The organism is Desulfamplus magnetovallimortis (assembly GCF_900170035.1).
Lineage (GTDB): Bacteria > Desulfobacterota > Desulfobacteria > Desulfobacterales > Desulfobacteraceae > Desulfamplus > Desulfamplus magnetovallimortis.
Genome location: NZ_LT828553.1, coordinates 50,553 through 54,139 on the forward strand (window position 1 = coordinate 50,553; position 3,587 = coordinate 54,139).

A 3,587-nucleotide genomic window follows, 5' to 3' on the forward strand; every position below is an offset into this window, starting at 1 on the left:
ATCTCTTATCAGTTATTCATATCAGCTATAATAATGACAACTCCAGGCTACCCCCATAAGTCGGAACACCGCGAATGGCAAGCTTCTTCGAAGGCTCGCTGTTTATAGGCACATGACCTAACAGAATCTCATCAAACGATTCAAACTATCTCGCTTTATGGCGGTGCTAGTCCAACTCCATGTTAAAACGAAAGAAGCCTGGCTGGATAAAGCAACAGGAGGCGGGGTCTTTTTTTTGTTTTTAAGGGCGGGGTATCTGCCTGCCGTTGTGAACCAACGTATCAATTTACCTGAGTAGAACTGTATCAGTTTTGCTGAGCGCTATAGTTATGACTCACGAGGAGAATTAAACGTATAAGTAAAAATATTTTGCCCATCAATATAGGTAGCGCTGTATGAAATATTATACTTTTTGCAAATACCTTTAACCATATTAAGCCCTAAGCCCAATCCTCTTTTAGCTTCATATTCTCTATAGTTTTTTTCAAAAATCCTTGCGACATTTTTTATAGGTTTTCCAAAAGATTTAAACTCTAATATCACTCCATTAGTATCCTTATTATTGTAGAGTTCTACAAAAATTGGTTTGTTTGGTGTTGCATATTTGATCGCATTAGAGATATTATTATCGATTAATCGCTCACATTCTATATCATTGATAACAAGGTAAATATTGTCCTCTATATTTGAGATATTTCTTTTTAAATTCACCTCTGAGATAATTTCAAAAAATTTTACTCTTTGAGTTACTATTTTACTCAAAGAGATTTTTGTTGGTCGATATTCAATTGTATCACAAGTCGTGACATAGGCTAAATCTTCATATGAATTAGAGAGCATATTTACAGAAGCCTCTATTTGATTGATAAACTTCAAAAGCTTTTGATCGTTTTGATATTTTTTTACCATTTCACTGTTCATCAATATATTTGTCAGTGGTGTTCTGATTTGATGAACGGTGTCAGCGATAAACCGTTTGTTTTCCTTTAGTAGTAATATGTTTTTCTCTCTTTCCTTATTTGTTTTTTCAACAGATTCATTATATTTTGAGTTAAGATAATCGATTTCTTTTATCTTAATGGCCCTAATGGAACTTTTATTCCCTTCCTGAATATCGTTTATAATACCCACCAGTTTATTGGTAACATTATTATATAAAAAAAGATAAATAAAATAGAGTATAACAAAAATGACCATACATAACGTCATTAAAAAGTAAAACACCAGACGGATATTTTTTTGTAATTCATTGGTGGAATATTCTATTTTAATAATCAGCTTCATCTCGTTGCCTTTAATAAAAAGACCATCGGTTATAGAATAGATAAAAAATGTATTACTCTTTAAATCTAAATATGAAATGAGCCTGTCTTTATTATTAAAGACTTTAGATAGTTCATGGCTGATGTTCAGAGACTTGTTTTTTACATCTCTGTCTATAGTGTCTATGATTTGTTGTAACTTTGTGTCATTGGTATGACTGGAAAGCAATGAAAGTAATGATTTGGAACTTTTCCACTCATCTGCAATGGATTTTTTAGTAAATAGCTTGTCACGTAAATTTATTTCCTGCAAAATATACTCATTAACTAAATAGATATTCATCGAGATAGCTTCTCTTGAATAGTGCTGGTACTTTACTTTTAAATTCTCATAAATATTAAGCACATAGCCGATCTGTAAAAGATATTTACCATCATCTGACAATTTATGAAGAAATCGTTTAAAAGTCATTGAGGTGGAATCCAGTATAGGTACTGATATATCAATATCTATTTTTTTATCAAATACACTTTGGAGTAAATCCTTCATGGCTTTATATTGCCCCAGGTCGTATCCGATATCGTTTTCATATGAGGCTTTTTCAACAATATAATCCCTGTTGATTAAAAAGACCTGATACTCACCAAATGCGACATCTTTATTCAATTCATCAGCGACTTTTTTAATATCGAAGTGCTTTTTTTCTCTTTCATAGCGTTCATAAAGCTGATTAATTTTCAAGATATTTTGATTTTCAACTTTTCTAAAGTCATATTGTAATTGATCTATTAAAAGCCGATAATCTTCCCTAACCTGTTGTGATTTATAGGTATGTTTGGCTTTATAGTCATCTATTAATGAGCGCTTATAATTGCTATAAATAATATATTGGCCAACACTCATAACAATCATAATGGAGAATATAAAAAATAGAATATAATGATTGAGTTTATATCTTTGTCTCAAATCGATAGCCTAAACCATTAATATTAAAAATAAAGTTCTCACCAGTATTAAATTTTTTCCGCAAATCAAATATTAGCTGCCTTAATGGGTATTGTTCTTTAATCTCATTTTCCCAAACATAGTTTTCTATTTTTTCAAAAGTAACTGTTTTGTTGATATTTAGTAGGAATAAAGTAAGAAGCCTTCTCTCTTTTTTTCTAAGTTTTACAACTTCTCCATCTATCTTTAACTCTTCGTACTCAGTGTCATAGTTAATTGTATCTGATATTCTGATAATAGGCGCTTCATTCTGTTTTTTGAGTATATTATTGATTCTAATCTCAAGCTCTTCCAGATAAAAAGGCTTTTTGATATACTCGCTGCAACCACTGCCAAACGCTGTTTTTATATTTTCTAACTCCATTGAAGCAGTTATCATAATAATTGGGGAGAATAAATCTTTTTGCCTTATGTATTTAACTATATCCAAACCATTTATATTGGGAATATTAATATCAATAATGTATAAATTATACTCTATTAGATCAATTTCATTTATTCCATCTTCACCATCATAAAGAGAAGTCACTTCATAGCCATTATCTCTTAAAAAATCAGAGACGGTTGTGTTAAGCTGGATATCATCTTCAATTATTAATACTTTCATTGTTTACTTGGCTCTTAGTTGAAAGAGATTGTCTTTATTTAAAATACTCAAAACTGACACCTATGATCTTTTAAGCCTTGTCAACACTGTCTGAATCAGGATACCCAGGATTAACAGGATAAGGCAGGATTATCTATCCTGAACATCCTATCCATCTTGGTTATCCTGATTCAGACAAATTCAATAGCTACCGAAAAAGCCATCAAGGTGTCGATTTTGAGTAAAATAGGCATGAAAAACTATTTCACATCCGTTGTTTGTATCTCCAGCGGAAGGGTTTGATTGCCATAGCATCAATCACAGACTCAAACGGAGAGGCATTATGAGCGTTAGTGCTTCGTCAAGACTAAGATTTAGGGTGCTCTATTAATAGAATTAACCCTAAAATTAAGATTTGACAGAGCATTAGTCGTTTTTTATTTTTATGGCCTAATAAATCGTCCTTCAAAAGTAACATTTAAACCACCGTAATAACTACATCCATCTGTTGCACTGACTTGCAAAGCATTGCCATTAAGCTGAAAAGTCAAAGAACAATTCTCTTCCCCGTCAAACTGTAATGTGTTTGCATTATTGTTAATATATGCCTTCCCTTCAATTTCACCAATATTCATTCCTGCCATAGACTCAAAAAAGAAGTCAAATGAATTTTTCGTAAGATTTTTAATTATTATATTTTGGGTATAATCACCTTCACCGCTTACCCCATACG

At 31.6% G+C, this 3,587-nt stretch carries 3 protein-coding genes; all 3 read right to left on the reverse strand.

Features of this window, described 5'->3' with window-relative positions; all coding sequences use genetic code 11:
- Positions 1-327: 327 nt before the first annotated feature.
- A complete protein-coding gene (locus MTBBW1_RS19680; RefSeq protein WP_186441532.1) occupies positions 328-2,166 on the reverse strand; it encodes a sensor histidine kinase in 1,839 nt (612 codons plus the stop codon).
- Positions 2,167-2,212: 46 nt separating this feature from the next.
- Complete coding sequence (locus MTBBW1_RS19685) at positions 2,213-2,875, reverse strand: response regulator transcription factor (protein ID WP_080806314.1); 663 nt, start codon at positions 2,873-2,875, stop codon at positions 2,213-2,215.
- A gap of 422 nt (positions 2,876-3,297) precedes the next feature.
- Positions 3,298-3,587 (reverse strand): hypothetical protein (locus MTBBW1_RS19690; protein WP_186441534.1); only part of this gene is annotated, 290 nt, incomplete at its 5' end.